Source organism: Pseudomonas sp. AP3_22 TE3818, from assembly GCF_053628995.1.
Map to the genome: position 1 here is coordinate 4,098,589 of NZ_JBRJHL010000001.1, position 14,755 is coordinate 4,113,343.

The 14,755-nt window shown below is 59.2% G+C and carries 12 protein-coding genes; 2 read left to right on the forward strand and 10 right to left on the reverse strand.

The window, feature by feature from the left end; genetic code table 11:
• Positions 1-191: 191 nt before the first annotated feature.
• The 5 genes from AB7M25_RS18440 to AB7M25_RS18460 all read right to left on the reverse strand — a co-directional run bounded on the left by AB7M25_RS18440 (position 192) and on the right by AB7M25_RS18460 (position 6,332).
• Positions 192-959, reverse strand: coding sequence for an amino acid ABC transporter ATP-binding protein (locus tag AB7M25_RS18440; RefSeq protein WP_007975219.1), 768 nt, complete (start codon positions 957-959; stop codon positions 192-194).
• A complete protein-coding gene (locus tag AB7M25_RS18445; RefSeq protein WP_429387760.1) occupies positions 956-1,615 on the reverse strand; it encodes an amino acid ABC transporter permease in 660 nt (219 codons plus the stop codon). Before AB7M25_RS18445 ends, AB7M25_RS18440 begins: the two co-directional genes overlap by 4 nt.
• 10 nt (positions 1,616-1,625) lie before the next feature.
• Entirely contained in the window at positions 1,626-2,273 is a 648-nt protein-coding gene (locus tag AB7M25_RS18450) for an amino acid ABC transporter permease (RefSeq protein ID WP_429387762.1), read from the reverse strand.
• Between the two features lie 63 nt (positions 2,274-2,336).
• A complete protein-coding gene (locus AB7M25_RS18455) occupies positions 2,337-3,125 on the reverse strand; it encodes an ABC transporter substrate-binding protein (protein ID WP_429387764.1) in 789 nt (262 codons plus the stop codon).
• Positions 3,126-3,284: 159 nt separating this feature from the next.
• Positions 3,285-6,332 carry an aminotransferase class III-fold pyridoxal phosphate-dependent enzyme gene (locus tag AB7M25_RS18460; protein WP_454238366.1) on the reverse strand — a complete coding sequence of 1,016 codons (3,048 nt, stop codon included), beginning with the start codon at positions 6,330-6,332 and terminating at the stop codon, positions 3,285-3,287.
• A 139-nt stretch (positions 6,333-6,471) separates the two neighbouring features.
• Here AB7M25_RS18460 and AB7M25_RS18465 point away from each other — a divergent pair, with 139 nt between their 5' ends.
• Both AB7M25_RS18465 and AB7M25_RS18470 read left to right on the forward strand, forming a co-directional pair.
• The gene (locus AB7M25_RS18465; RefSeq protein ID WP_007975212.1) at positions 6,472-6,912 is read left to right on the forward strand and encodes an Lrp/AsnC family transcriptional regulator; all 441 of its coding nucleotides are present in this window, start codon (positions 6,472-6,474) and stop codon (positions 6,910-6,912) included.
• 1,315 nt (positions 6,913-8,227) lie between these two features.
• Complete coding sequence (locus AB7M25_RS18470; RefSeq protein ID WP_429387766.1) at positions 8,228-8,500, forward strand: DUF2790 domain-containing protein; 273 nt, start codon at positions 8,228-8,230, stop codon at positions 8,498-8,500.
• A 48-nt stretch (positions 8,501-8,548) separates the two neighbouring features.
• Here AB7M25_RS18470 and AB7M25_RS18475 read toward each other — a convergent pair whose 3' ends face one another.
• From AB7M25_RS18475 to AB7M25_RS18495, 5 genes are all read right to left on the reverse strand, one after another.
• Positions 8,549-9,481 carry a LysR family transcriptional regulator gene (locus AB7M25_RS18475; protein WP_429387769.1) on the reverse strand — a complete coding sequence of 311 codons (933 nt, stop codon included), beginning with the start codon at positions 9,479-9,481 and terminating at the stop codon, positions 8,549-8,551.
• Between the two features lie 64 nt (positions 9,482-9,545).
• A complete protein-coding gene (locus AB7M25_RS18480; protein ID WP_429387770.1) occupies positions 9,546-10,496 on the reverse strand; it encodes an aldo/keto reductase in 951 nt (316 codons plus the stop codon).
• A gap of 23 nt (positions 10,497-10,519) precedes the next feature.
• A complete protein-coding gene (locus AB7M25_RS18485; RefSeq protein WP_454237800.1) occupies positions 10,520-11,998 on the reverse strand; it encodes an efflux transporter outer membrane subunit in 1,479 nt (492 codons plus the stop codon).
• A 19-nt stretch (positions 11,999-12,017) separates the two neighbouring features.
• Complete coding sequence (locus AB7M25_RS18490; protein WP_454237801.1) at positions 12,018-13,514, reverse strand: DHA2 family efflux MFS transporter permease subunit; 1,497 nt, start codon at positions 13,512-13,514, stop codon at positions 12,018-12,020.
• Positions 13,514-14,650, reverse strand: coding sequence for an HlyD family secretion protein (locus AB7M25_RS18495; protein ID WP_429561724.1), 1,137 nt, complete (start codon positions 14,648-14,650; stop codon positions 13,514-13,516). Before AB7M25_RS18495 ends, AB7M25_RS18490 begins: the two co-directional genes overlap by 1 nt.
• Between the last annotated feature and the right edge of the window lie 105 nt (positions 14,651-14,755).

Sequence of the window (14,755 nt, forward strand, 5' to 3'; positions counted from 1 at the left end):
GCGGAAAAGCTCAAATGTACGGCAGGGAGCGACAGGAGAGAGGTCGCATTCTCTTGTCGGAAGGTGACCATTATTTTTTCCGCGCTGACTCAACGTATCGCCGGTGACGATTACAGTCGCCGGAGATATTCACGACTGCGCCATGGCGTTTGATCTCGCCTGCCCTCGGCGTTCAGAAGCGAAAGCGCACCTTATCTATCGTGCAAATGCTTTTTCAAGAATGACCGGGTTCGTTCATGGACAGGGTTTTGCAAGATCTCTTGCGGCGCCCCTTCCTCGACTACAACCCCGCCGTCCATAAAGACAATCCGGTCTGCAACTTCGCCGGCAAAGCGCATTTCATGAGTGACGATCAACATGGTCATGTGCTCCGCGGCGAGTTGCTTCATGACCAGGTTGACCTCTTCGACAAGTTCAGGGTCCAGCGCTGATGTGGCCTCATCGAACAGCATGACTTTTGGCTGCATGGCCAATGCCCTTGCTATGGCAACGCGCTGCTTCTGGCCCCCCGACAGGCGAGAAGGATACTCATCGACTTTGTTGGCCAATCCAACTTTTGACAAATATTCCATTGCCAACTCACGAGATGCCTTCTTCGTAACCCCCTTGAGTTTTATCGGGCCAAGCGCAATGTTTTCACACACGGTCAAGTGCGGAAACAGATTGAAGTGTTGGAACACCATGCCCATCTGCTGACGCACAGCGTTTATATGTTGTTCAAACGCACGACCTTTCAATGGCCGATTGACTTGCTCACCCTCTAACCAGATCTCGCCATCGTCAAGCACTTCCAGGTGGTTGATTGACCGCAGAAGCGTGCTTTTGCCAGACCCACTTGGGCCGATGATGGCGACGATCTGTCCGCGAGATACGGAAAGATCGATTCCCTTGAGTACTTCAAGTGCTCCGTAAGCCTTGCGAGCGCCCTTCACCTCAACCATGAATTCTTTTCTGGTCATCGTGACATCTCTACCTTGTTTTCCAGAAGATGCAGGCCGGCTTCGAGAACAAGATTGGCTGCATAATAAATAACCGCAACAGTCAGATAAAATTCAAACGGGCTATAGGTCTCGCTTACGGCAAGCTGCGCGCTGTACACCAACTCCGCAATACCGATGATGGAAACCAGAGAAGTATCTTTTAAAAGAACAATCAGGTTGTTTCCCAGCGGCGCAATGGTCCTGCGAAGTGCCTGCGGTACAATGATGTAACGCTGAGTCTGTCCACGGCTGAGACCAATGGAGCGGGCACCTTCAATCTGGCCCGGGTCGACTGAGACCAACCCGGCACGAATGACGTCGGCATTGTAGACGGCAAAGTGCAAACTGAGGCCGATGATGCCCGCCACCAGCGCCGGAATATCGATTCCCACTTGCACAAGACCATAATAAATCAAGTACAACTGAAGAAGCAGTGGCGTCCCCATGAGTAACCACGTCATAAAACGCACGGGCAGCGCCAAAATCCTGGGCGCATAAAGAACGATGAGTGCAAAGGCTACCCCTGCCATCAAACTCAATAAGCTGGAACTTACAAACATCACGACCGTCCACCAAAGACCCGTCGCCAGTAGCTCGGAATAAGGTGTAACTATACTAAGATCCAGGCTTTGCATCTGAATGCTCTCACCTTGCCGCGAAGCGATTATCGAGATAGTCAACAACAAATCTGACCGAGTAGACCATCACGATGTAAAGCAGCGCAGACACCATGAAAATCTCAAAAGGTTTATACGTTGAACTGATAAAGCGTTGCGCTGTATATGAAAGTTCAACGACAGAGATCGTCGACACCAGTGCAGAACCTTTGATAAGGGCAACAGCGTTCACGCCCAGCGGTCTTATCATCAACTTTGCAGCTTGTGGCAGCGTGATAAACCATAAGGTCTGGCCGCGCCCAAAACCAATTGAACGTGCCGCTTCCTCCTGGCCAGGGTCAACGTTGGTGATAGCGCCACGAATGGATTCCGCCATGTAGGCAGCGATGTTCAGACCCAAGCCGATTACCCCTGCCGCAAACGGCTCCAGTTCAAGTCCGATCTGCGGCCCGCCAAAGTAGATGATGAACAGTTGAACCAGGCAGGGAGTGCCGCGAAAAACGCTGATGTAGAGCCTTGCAAGGCATCGAAAGGCGAGAACAGTGGACAATCGGCCAGCCACGAGCACGATTGCAACCAGAAACCCAAGCACCAGAGCAAGTACAGAGATCTGCACCGTAATCCAGGCCGCCTCCAGGAAAAACGGGAATGTGCGTTGTATGAGAGTCAGATCCATGAGCACGCTCGGAAAAGTCGGATTGACTGGCCCGACGACAAGTCGAGCCCTGCTGAACACGAATCAGCGGATATCGTTGCCAATCCACTTCATCGAGATCTTTTCGTAGGTGCCGTCAGCGAGCATGTCTTCAAGCGCCTTCTGCAGGGTCGCCTTGAGTTCGGGGTTGTTCTTGCGCAGGGCAATGCCCATGCCTTCGATGCCGCCATCGCTATCCGGTGGAGTAATGATGCGCACTTTCTGCCCGGTCTCCTTGACGGCGACCAGCACCGGAACACTGTCCATCACTATCGCGTCAATACGCCCGGCCTCCAGATCGACCAGCATTTCCGGAAGACCCTTGTACGTTCTGACCTTCAGGTTGCCGCGGGCCCTGGCCCATTTATCGTGAGCGTCGCCGAGGGTCACGCCGACAGACACATTCTTGAGATCATCGAGGCTTTTGATCGAAGAATCTTCCTTCACTACGATCGTTCGGCCGGCATGGTAATAGGGCCCGACGAAATCCACGGCCTTCTGGCGCTCCGGGGTAATGGTCATGGAAGCGATAATGGCGTCATATTTTTTCGCCAGAAGACCGGCAATGATCCCATCGAACGGCGTGGTGATGATCTTCACTTTTACCCCCATCCTCTCAGCCAGTGCCTCGCTGATGGAGGCGTCGAATCCGACAATCTGGTTCTGCTCGTTGGCAAAGCTGAAGGGAGAGTATTGACCGCTCATTGCGATACGGATTTCCTTGGAATCCTGGATCGACTTCAAATCATCAGCATGAACAACTGAAGTGGAAAGTAGCGCCGCAGCCGCCACGGTAGAAGCGACAATCAAACCCTTGAGCTTTTTGGATAGCATTGGATGGCACCTTGGAAGAATTGTTTATTATTTTCTTGGGGTTATTCACCCGGCCTTCATGAAAAGTCTTGCATAGGCACTTCTGGAAAGCACCCGGCAAGGTGTCAGCCTGCCTGACACATTGCCGGAGTTGGCCGACACTATGTCGGGCCAGCCGGGTCAGCGGAGTGCGGCCTTGAAACTTTCGTCCAGGACCTCAAGCAGAAAGTCAGCATTTGCCTGACTGAAAATCATCGATGGGCGCATCTTCAGGACATTGTCATGGGGGCCTTCAGTACCGATCAAAATGCCGCGCTCCCTGGCACCATCGGCTACTTGTTTGGCCAACTGCGTGGCCGGCACTTTGGTCTTGCGATCCGTGACAAGTTCTATCCCAAGAAAAAGACCCTGCCCGCGCACATCGCCTATTGCATCGTAGCGCTGCTGCAATTTACGGAAGCCGTCGAGCAGATAGTTGCCAATGGTCAGTGCATTGAGTTTCAGGTTATCGCGCTCAATCACATCGAGCACCGAGAGGCCTACAGCACATGAAACCGGACTACCGGCAAAGGTATTGAAGTACTCCATGCCGTTGTTGAAGCTGTCGGCAATTTCCCGCGTGGTCACCACCGCCGACATGGGATGGCCGTTGCCAATGGGTTTTCCCATGGACACTGCATCGGGAACCACACCCTGGGTTTCAAAAGCCCACCAGTGGCTGCCTACACGACCAAAGCCGACCTGGACTTCGTCAGCCAGGCAAAGACCACCCTCCGCACGCACCATTGCATAGACTTCTTTCAAGTAGTTTTCCGGGAAGAACAGTTGCCCGGCGACACTTGGAATGGACTCCGCCAAGAAGAACGCCGGCGCTCTGCCCTGCTTGCGCATGAGCTCGATCTGATCCGCCACGCTCTCGGCGTAACGCTTGCCAAGTTCCTCGAACGCCCAGTGATCCATGCCACGGTAGGCATCCGGGACGGCTGCTTCAAACACATGGTCTGCACGCCCTTTACCGGCTCTGCGCTTGTACTTGTAGGGGCTCAGGTCGATCAGTTCCTGTGTCGTGCCGTGGTAAGCCCAATCCAGCACGATCGCATCGTTACGCCCGGTGTGATTGCGCGCCATACGCAGCATGAGGCTGTTTGCTTCACTTCCTGAACAACCGAAGGAAGCCACCGTCAGACCTTCAGGCAAAGTGGCGGTGAGCCGCTCTGCATACTCGACGATATTGTCGTGCAGGTAGCGCGTGTTGGTGTTCAGGCGTGAGGCCTGGCGGGAAAGCGCCTGCACCACGTCCGGATGAGAGTGGCCGAGATGGCAGACGTTATTGAAGCAGTCCAGATACGCCCTGCCAAAGTTATCGATCAACCAGACCCCGTCACCGCGAACGAACTTGATCGGGTCCGAATAGGAGATCGACAGGTTTGGCAGCAACAGCTCCTTGCGCCTGGCCACAAGCTCTGCCTTGGTGCGTCCGTCCTGGCTGTAGGTTTCCGCAGGAATCCCCGCGAGAATCGATGCATCGGGGAACAGGTCCGCCCAGACCTCAAGATAGGCCCGCTCACCCACGCCGATGAACTCGCCCGCTTTCAACCCGGTGTCAGTGGACATCTGAAAATGCACATGGGGAATCCACCCGCCATTTTCCGTATCCGCCCCCATGTACCCCACCAGCGCGCCAGCCTCCAGGCGGTCACCGGGCTTGAGCCGCGCCAGGGCTTCATGAGCCATGTGCCCCCACAGCGTCAGGAATGGCGGGCAACCTTCAGGCGAGTGCTTGAGCATGATCAAGCCGCCATAACCCAACGGCTCATGCTCGACCTCGACGCTCTGCACCACACCGGCAACAGGCGTATAGAGAGGCGTTCCAGCGGGCATGATCAAGTCGACACCGACGTGAATGATCCGACGCTGCCCTTCAATGAATCGCGACTCAAACGCCGTGTCGGTGTAGATGGTTCTTTCCTCACCCCATGGCCCGATGCCGAGCGGCACCTTGTGCTCGGCAGAGAAATCATTCCACCACTTCGTTGCCTGCGCTGGGCGCTGCTCGGCCGAAGCGATGGTCATCACATGCGAAGCATCTCCGAACGGGGCAATCACCTTGTTCATGGTTGCCGCCGATGGACGCACGATATCGGCGAAGGACTTGCTGTTTTCGGCCACCCAGCGGCGAACCGCACCCGCGCCTTCGACCGCGTCAAAACCACAGGCTTTGCGCAGGATCGCCGTCGCCAGTCTCGGGTTCATGCGATCCATCCGCTCCAGAAGGCGCCAGGCCGGCGCTTCGCTGATGCCAAGGTAGGGATTGTCTTGGGTCTGGTCGCATCGCGATGCCGACAGGGTGACGCTGGTGACCAGGCGCATCGCAATGAGATTGAAGAGGACGTCAATCTCCTCCGGCTGCAGAGGGTACTTCTCGTGGAAACCGGCAGTGAGGGCGGCAGCCGCGCCGATCGGGTCTTCCATGTCGAGAATGGAATAGGCGCAGGTAATGGCGACTTCGGCAATCAGGATCGTATGGACCGCATCGCCAAAATCGATGACGCCCGAGACGTTCTGATGGTTGTGCGAGTCGACGAGGATGTTCCAGTCATTGCCGTCATTGTGAATGACTTGAGCACGCAGGCGCGAAAGCTTCGGTTGGACGTTTTGTTCGAAGCTTTCAATGAAGCGTTCCAGAATGGCCCTTCTGCCAGGATCCTTGACGAAGTGCAGGCGCGATCGCGAACGTGCGGCGTGACGCAAATCCCAGTCGATATCACGTACCGCGCCCGGATGGATGAAGCCCTGAAGTGCACGGTCGATCTCACCGAACGACTGGCCTAGGCTGCGCATCAATTCGAAGGTACGCTTGACCTCGGCCAGCGGCGTTCCGTGCAACCAGCTCACCAGGCGCACCGCATGGGTTTCGCCCGAGAGCGCTACCGCAGTGGCGAGGTATTCACCGGCAAGGCTTTTCTTCAGAAAAGGCACGGTAAGCTCGGGATTGTGAGTGGCGAGATGGCTGAGAATGGCCGTCTGAAACTCGCTTTCAACGCGCGGTTCAGTCGAATTGACGACTTTCAGAATCCATCCTGCATCGGTTCCTGTATTCAACCGGTAGTTACGATCGCGCTCGCCATCCAGAGGCGTGGCCGTGCCAATTACATTGAAAAGCTGCTCACTCAGTTTTTCGGCATCCCCGGTCGAGAACTGGGGGGCAGGATGGGAAAGATTTGTCATGGTAATTGTTTTCCAAGCCATTTTTTTCAGATAGCTTGGCACGCAAAGCCCTGGACGGCAGTAGGTATACGGTCGGCTTCAGCCTGCATATTGCCGGAATAGACCGGCACAATTTCGGCAGCAAAATTAGGGAGTTCTGATGCGCGACCTGGACACGAAAGATCGCGAAATACTCGAAATTCTTTCCAAAGAAGCTCGAATCGCCCTGAAGGCCCTGGCAGCGAGAATCGGGCTATCCAGAAGTGCTACCAGCGAGCGGGTCATCAACCTTGAACGCAATGGCGTGATCCGAGGCTACCGGGCGGATATTGGTGAAATCGACGCCAACGTGATTCGCGCAATCCTGCTGGTCTGCCTCAAGCGCACGCCTGCAATGGGCCTGCTCGATCTACTTGCACAAAACTCGCAGGTCCGTCGCGTGTCCTCGGTCAGTGGCCAACTCGACCTGGTCATCGAGATCGAATCGCGAACCATCGATGACCTGAACCGGGTCAGAGATGCCGTCGCCAGTCACGATTACGTTGAAGACATCACCACCGCCGTCGTGCTGCGGCGCGATATTGATCGGCAGAGTTCCTGATGTGCCTCGGGGGAGAAGTCTTGAGACCGACGCTCCCTCCCGCCCAACCCCTTCACGCAATCCCCGGGAAACTGTAGGAGCCAGCTTGCTGGCGATGGACTCCAGTGCGCCGCGTTCATCCAGCTCACACGCGGTATCGTTAACGACCATCGCTGGCAAGCCAGCTCCTACAAGGGACCGCGCCCACACTGAAACTGTAGGAGCCAGCTTGCTGGCGATGGACTTCAGTGCTCCGCGTTTATCCAGATCACACGCGTAATCGTTAACGACCATCGCTGGCAAGCCAGCTCCTACAGAAGACCGCGTCCACGCTGAACCTGTAGGAGCCAGCCTGCTGGCGATGGACTCAAGTACGCCGCGCTCATCCAGTCCACACGCGGTATCGTTAACGACCATCGCTGGCAAGCCAGCTCCCACAAGGGACCACGCCCACGCTGAAACTGTAGGAGCCAGCCTGCTGGCGATGGACTCAAGTACGCCGCGCTCATCCAGTCCACACGCGGTATCGTTAACGACCATCGCTGGCAAGCCAGCTCCCACAAAGGACCGCGCCCACGCTGAACCTGTAGGAGCCAGCTTGCTGGCGATGGACTCAAGTACGCCGCGCTCATCCAGTCCACACGCGGTATCGTTAACGACCATCGCTGGCAAGCCAGCTCCCACAAAGGACCACGCCCACGCTGAAACTGTAGGAGCCAGCCTGCTGGCGATGGACTCAAGTACGCCGCGCTCATCCAGTCCACACGCGGTATCGTTAACGACCATCGCTGGCAAGCCAGCTCCCACAAGGGACCGCGCCCACGCTGAAACTGTAGGAGCCAGCCTGCTGGCGATGGACTCAAGTACGCCGCGTTTATCCAGTTCACCCGCGTTATCGTTAACGACCATCGCTGGCAAGCCAGCTCCCACAAAGGACCACGCCCACGCTGAAACTGTAGGAGCCAGCTTGCTGGCGATGGATTCAAGTGCGCCGCGTTTATCCAGTTCACCCGCGGTATCGTTAACGACCATCGCTGGCAAGCCAGCTCCCACAAAGGACCACGCCCACGCTGAAACTGTAGGAGCCAGCTTGCTGGCGATGGACTCCAGTACGCCGCGTTCATCCAGTTCACACGCGTTATCGTTAACGACCATCGCTGGCAAGCCAGCTCCTACAGGGGGCTGTGTCCACGCCGAAAGCCCCCTCGATTCATGATCAATCCGGCAACAGTGTTTATCCCGCCGACCGATTTTTGCGCCCCTGCCAAACGCCTAACATCGACTCCACCCAAGTGAATAATCCCCGGGATAACGCTTTAACCACGAGGTAAAGATCATGAAACTGTTGAACATCGCACTCTTGCTTGCGCTGGGCAGCGCCGGCACCCAGGCCTTGGCAGACGACAACCACGCGACTGCCGCCGCCAGCCAACCGCCCGTGGAAACCTACACCTACGGCACCCGGCTTGATATCAAACGCGTCATCGAAGTATCGGAAATCGCCAACGAATGCGGACCGGTCCCGGCGCGCATGACCTATGAAGATTCCCGGGGTCAACGCCGTACCGTCGAATATCAAGTGATGGGCACCGGCTGCTCGAACGGGTGAGCACTGTATGGACGATGGAGGGTCGACACTCCATGGGTACAGCGCCAGCTACACCGACGCACCGACAATTTTTTCATCAGACGCCAGCACACCGGGAATGGAATGCTTGAGAAATTCCACCCAGGTTTTTATTTTTGCATCCACAAACTTGCGTGACGGGTAGATCGCAAACAGGTTCAACTCTTCAAGCCGATATGCCGGCAATACGCGCACCAACGTCCCCGCCCGCAGGCCCTCGACGGCCGAAGCAATCGGTTGAATGCCAATCCCCATCCCGTTCTTGATCGCGAAGGTCATGGCGTCAGCCGTGTTGACGTGAAAGGGCGACACCGGCGTGCTGAATGTCTCTGTCCCCTGCGGGCCTTCAAATACCCAGTTCTCGGCCGGCATGACCGTGTTGACGATTCGCAGGCAATCATGGCCGGCGAGTTCACCCGGCGACTCGGGAGTCCCGCGCTGGCTCAGGTACTCGGGCGAGGCGCAGAGAATGCTGTAGGTGATGCCCAGCCGCTGGGCGACAAAGCCGGAATCGGGCAGGTCCCGCGCCAGCACGATCGACATGTCGTAGCCCTCTTCGAGCAAGTCCGGCAGGCGATTGGTCACGGTCAGGTCAAACAACACCGAAGGCCAGGTTTGCCGGTAGCGGGCGATGGCGCCGATCACGTAGTGGTTGCCGATGGCCGACATGGCGTGGATTTTCAGTCGGCCTGCGGGCATGACCTGGGCCGTGCCCGCCTCTGCATCGGCCTCACGCAGGTCCTCCAGTATCCGCTCGCAGCGCTGCAAATAGCGCACACCGGCTTCGGTCAATGCCAGGCGCCGGGTGGTGCGGTTGATCAAGCGCGTCTGCAGCCTGGCCTCGAGGCTGGAAACGGCTTTTGATACGTTGGTCGTGGTGGTGTCCAGCATCGCGGCCGCCGCGGTGAAGCTGCCGCTTTGGGCCACCGCCGCGAAACAGCGCAGGGTCTGAAAAACATCCATCGGTTTCACCTCCAGGGATAGGCAGACAGGACGGTCCCGTGACGCACCGCCCTGATCTCAGGCACTACGGCTTGCGCGCAATGAATCCGGGAACACCGGTTTCAACCACCGAGTTGAAGCGTATACGGGTTGTGATGTCTTGTTGAATCTCGATCATGGCCCTGAGCGGCAAAGTCGAGATATCGATGTTTTCCCGGATATGGCTCGGCGTTGCCGAGGTGGTCAGGAACGCCACCCCGCGTTGCACCGACCAAGCCAGCGCGACCTGGGCCGGGGTTTTCTGCAGACGCCGGGCGATGGCGGTGAGCACCGGGTCTGCCAGCACATTGGGCTGCATGCCATGCCCCAATGGCGCAAACGCCAGCACGATAATCCCGTGCGCCTTGCAGAACTCAAGCAGTTCCCACTCCGGCAAATAAGGGTGGGACTCGACCTGCACCACAGCGGGTTTGATCCGGGCGACGGCGACCAGCGCCTTCAGCGCGTCCAGCGTGATATCCGACACCCCGATGGACCTCGCCCGCCCCTCATCCACCAGGCGCTCGAGCGCCCGCCAGGTTTCGATCAGCGTCACGCCGGTGTCGTAGATCACGTTGCCCAGCGCGTCCCTCGGGTCCTGGTTGTCGCCGGGTTGAAAGGCAAACGGCGTGTGGATCAGGTAGCAGTCGATGTAGTCCACTTGCAGGCGTTGGCAACTGGCCGCGAACGCGGGCTCGACGCGCTCGGGACGGTGGTTGGTGTTCCACAGCTTGGTGGTGATGAACAGGTCTTCGCGGCGGACTTTACCGGCGGCCAGCACCTGCGTCAGCGCCACACCGACCTGGGCTTCGTTGCGATAACGCTCGGCGCAATCGAAATGGCGGAAACCGGCGGCCAGCGCTTCCTTCACCGCATCAGTGGTCGTGGCGAGATCGCGGAACAAGGTCCCGAATCCAACCGCCGGCATCTCGACCGCCCCATGGTTGAGCGCAAACCGGGTATCGCGCAGTCCATCGTGAAAGGCTTCATAGGTCATGTGTCTACTCCAGGCCGCAGCCATTATTGATACGAAGGTGTCTGCCCGTCGCCAGAGGCAACGCGTTGCTCGAAGGTGCCGACAGCGTTACCGCCCAGGGCAACAAACAGCTGCACGGTGTCGAGGTACTGCGCGGTATTCACGCGGATCTGTCCCAGCAGTGCCTGCTCATAGGCACGCTCCGCTTCCAGGACCTGGAGGATGCTGTTCTCGCCTTGCGCGAAGGCCTGCTGGTTCAACCGCAGACTGTTTTCGGCCGCGCGCAAGGCGTCGGTCTGGGCCAGGTGTTCCTCGGCATGGTGATTGATCGCCTGCAAGGTGTCGGCGACCTGGCCGAACGAGTTGATGACCGTCTGTTGGTATCCGGCGAGCGTCGCCTTGTAGCCGTCAACTGCAGCCTGTTGTTCAGCCTTGAGCGTGCCGCCATCGAAGATCGGCCCGGCCAGCCCGGCAGCGAAACCCCAGAGTGCCGCGCCGCCATTGCCCGAAGCCGCCTGCGCCAGGGACGCCGACAACGTGACGTGGGGATAGCGGTTCGCCGTCGCCACGCCCACCGCCGCGCTGGCCATGTGCAGTTGCGCCTCGGCCTGCAGCACATCCGGGCGGTCGTGGGCCATTTCCGAAGGCAGGCTGACCGGCAGGTTCGACGGCAGGGCGAACTCGCTCAAGTCGAAGTCGGGAGCGATCCAGTCCGCCGGCCCCTTCCCCGTCAGGATCGACAGTGCATGGCGGGCCGCATCGCGCTGCTGAGCGAGGGGCGGCAACAGCGTGCGATCCTGGGCGAGCCGGGTCTCGGCCAGCGACACATCGATCTGCGTGGTGCTGCCGTTGAGGTGCGCCATGCGCACCAGCTCCAGGTTTTTCGCATCGTTGGCGAGCAGTTTTTCCACGGCTTGCCTCTGCGCGTTGGCCGAGGCCAGCAGCAGGGCCTGGCTGGCAACGTTGCCGGTCAATGTCAGGTACGCCGCTTCGTAGCGGTGTTTTTGCAGTTCGGCAAACGCCTGCTGCTGCTCAACCAGACGCTGGTTGCCGCCGAACACATCAAGGTCGAACCCCACCCGCGGGCCAATCGCATAGAAGTTGGAGATCGAGGGCTCCCTGGCGTTGTGCAGCCGCTGACGACCGGCCACGGCAGCGAAATCGACCTGCGGATACAGCGCACCCTGCGCCGCCGCGACAGACGAAGCGGCCTGGCGGATCGTTGCGTCGGCGGCCACCAGGTCCAGGTTGCCGTCGATGGCACGACGCACCACCTGGTCGAGTTTGCGCGAGCGAAAGGCAGACCACCAATCGCCACTGACCTTCTTGCCGAAGTCGATGCGTGGATCGGCACCCTGGGCAAGACGATGCTCGGCCTGTGGGTCATAGTGCTGCGATGTACTCGCCGGCGGTGTTTGATAGTCGGGGCCAACGGTGCAGGCCGTCAGCAAGAAAAGCAGCGACAACGCCGCGATCTTCGTTTGCAGCAAGTATCGGGTGATGACCAGCGCACAGGATTTCATTTGGCGAACTCCACGAAAACTAATTGGCCGCAACAGGCTTGCGAAGAAACAACACCAGCGGGCTCACCACCAGCATCACCACCATCAGGACCTTGAACTGGTCGACCACGGCGATGAACGCGGCCTGGCCGGTGATCATTTCGTTGAGCCCCTCCAGCACCTGCAACGGCGCCGAGGCCAGCGATTGCGTGGCGACGCGGTACGGCGTGAGGTTGCTGACCAGCGCCATGTGCATGGCCTGGGTGTTGTTGAAGAAAAACAGCTGCACGATCGCCACCCCCAGCGTGCTGCCGTAGACCCGGGCCAGATTGAACAGGCCGGTGCCCTCGGCGCGCAGCGCGGGGTCGAGGGTACTGAACGCGACGTTGCTCACCGCCGGCATCAGGATGCCCAGGCCCGCGCCCTGGATCGCGCCGGCGACCGCCACGGGCCACTCGTCCATCAGCGGCGAATAGCCGAGCATCAGCCAATTGGCATAGATCACGATGGCGATACCGGCCGCGACGAAGAGGCGACGGTCGAAGCGCGCGGGCAGCCGCCCCATCAGCAGGAAGGCGCCGACCAGGCCCATGCCACGCGGGATCGTCAAGGCGCCCGTGGTGTCCGGCGGGTAGCCGAGAATCTCGTCGAGCATCGGCGAGGTCAGGGCCATGGTCGACAACAGCACGAAACCGAGGGCGAAAAAGATCACCGTCGACAACACGAAGTTGCGGTCCTTGAGCAGGCGCTTGTTGAGGAAGTGCACGTTCGAGGTCAGCACGTGCACCACGAACAGGTAGAACCCCAGCGCCGACGCCACGGCTTCGAGCCAGATCTCGGGCGAGGCGAACCAGTCTAGGCGTTCACCCCGGTCGAGCAGCATCTGCAGGCTGATCAGGCCGAGGGTGAAGGTGCCGAAACCGAAGAAATCGAACGCCGGAGGTTTTTCGGCTTTCTTCTCGGTCAACAACAGCGCCGCCACCAGGAAGATAAACAGCGACAGTGGCACGCTGAGGTAGAACATCGGGCGCCAGCCGAAATGTTCGGCGATCCAGCCACCGATACTCGGGCCGCTGACGATGCCGAACAGCACGATGGCGGTCCAGCTCACGCCGAACTTCGCACGCTTTTCCGGCGGCAAGGTTTCCATGGTAATCGCCATCGACAGCGGCGCCAGTACGCCGCTGGAAATGCCTTGAACGATGCGTGCGCCGACGAATTCCATCGGCGTCGTCGCCACCGTGGCGAGCAGCAAGCCCAGGACAAACAACGCCAGCGCCGACTGATACACCCACTTCAAGCCAAAGCGTACGGCCAGCCACTGGGCCAGCGGCATGCTGATCGCACTCGCGGCCAGGTACGAGGTGAAAATCCAGCCCGCCTGATCGTCGGTCATCGACAGGCTGCCCTGAATCAACCTGAGTGCCGCGTTCGGCAACGGCAGGTTGGCCGACTGCATATAGGTCGCCAGCAAAGCAGCGAACCTGAGCGAGCGCGCGCCCTCCCCGCCGGGGCTTACTATCGACTGGGCGTTCATCAGAAGTTACCTGCAGTCAGCAACGCCTTGAGCGGATGCCACCAAGGGCTGCGAAACCGGGTGTCGATCTTTACCGTGGCGCTGGTTCCGGAGAACAGCGGCAGCGCCGGGTCCACTTCGTCGAGCTCAAGCCGTACCGGCACCCGCTGCGTCACCTTGACCCAGTTGCCGGTCGCGTTCTCCGGTGGCAGCAGGGCGAAATCCGACCCGGCCCCCGGGCTCATGCTGGTGACGTGGGCCTTGAACACGCGATCCGGGTAAGTATCGATGCGGATGGTGGCTTGCTGGCCAGGGCGCATGTGGGTCACGTCGGTCTCGCGGAAGTTGGCCTCGATCCAGATCTCGTGACCGGACAACAAGGCAAAGGCCGGCGCGCCGTTGTTCAGGTAGTTGCCCACCTGCAGGTCGTCAACCTTGGCCACGATGCCGTCCTGCGGCGCATACACCGTGGTGTACGAGAGGTATAACTGCGCCTCGTCGAGCTGCGCTTGGGCTTCGCGCACCGTCGGGTGGCTATCGGCCTCGATGTTCGGATTGCCGTTCAGGGCTACCACGGTGCTGGCGATCTGTTGCTCGATGGACGCGATCCGTTGCCGCGCCACCTTCACGTCGGTGTCGGCCCGTTCGTAGATCGACTTCGAAACGAACTCGGTCGCGACCAGTGCTTTCTTGCGGGCAAAATCCTTCTGGTCGAAGTCAGCCGACGCTTTCGCCGATTGCAGTTCCGCCTGTTGCTGGCGATAGCTGGCCTTGAGCCCGTCGATCCGCAGCCGCGCCACGCTCAGTTGCGCTTGCGCACGGTCGACGGCGATCTGGAAGGGTTTCGGATCGATCCGGAACAGCACCTGGCCCTTGCTGACCGGCTGATTGTCCTCGACGGCAATCTCGACCACTTGCCCGGAGATCCGCGCATTGATCGACGCCTTGGCCACGCGGGCGTAAGCGTTGTCGGTGGACACATAGGCCTGGCCAGACACATGGTGGGCATAGCCCAGCGCCGCGAACAGGAGGGGAACACCCACCATCAGCCAGGGACGCAAGGTCTGTCTCAGGGGTTTTCGGGTGGGCGTGCCGGCCGGGTTTGGGCCAGCCTGCCCGAAGGTCTGTGAAGCCGGGATATCGAACGCTTTGGTCATGATCGAGTTCACCTTTAGCCGGGTAATCGGGCCCGCATCGGCAACAAGCGCCGGTGGCCCGCAAGTCAATAAATGCTGTAAACAAGCAAGCCCGTGCGCGGTCGG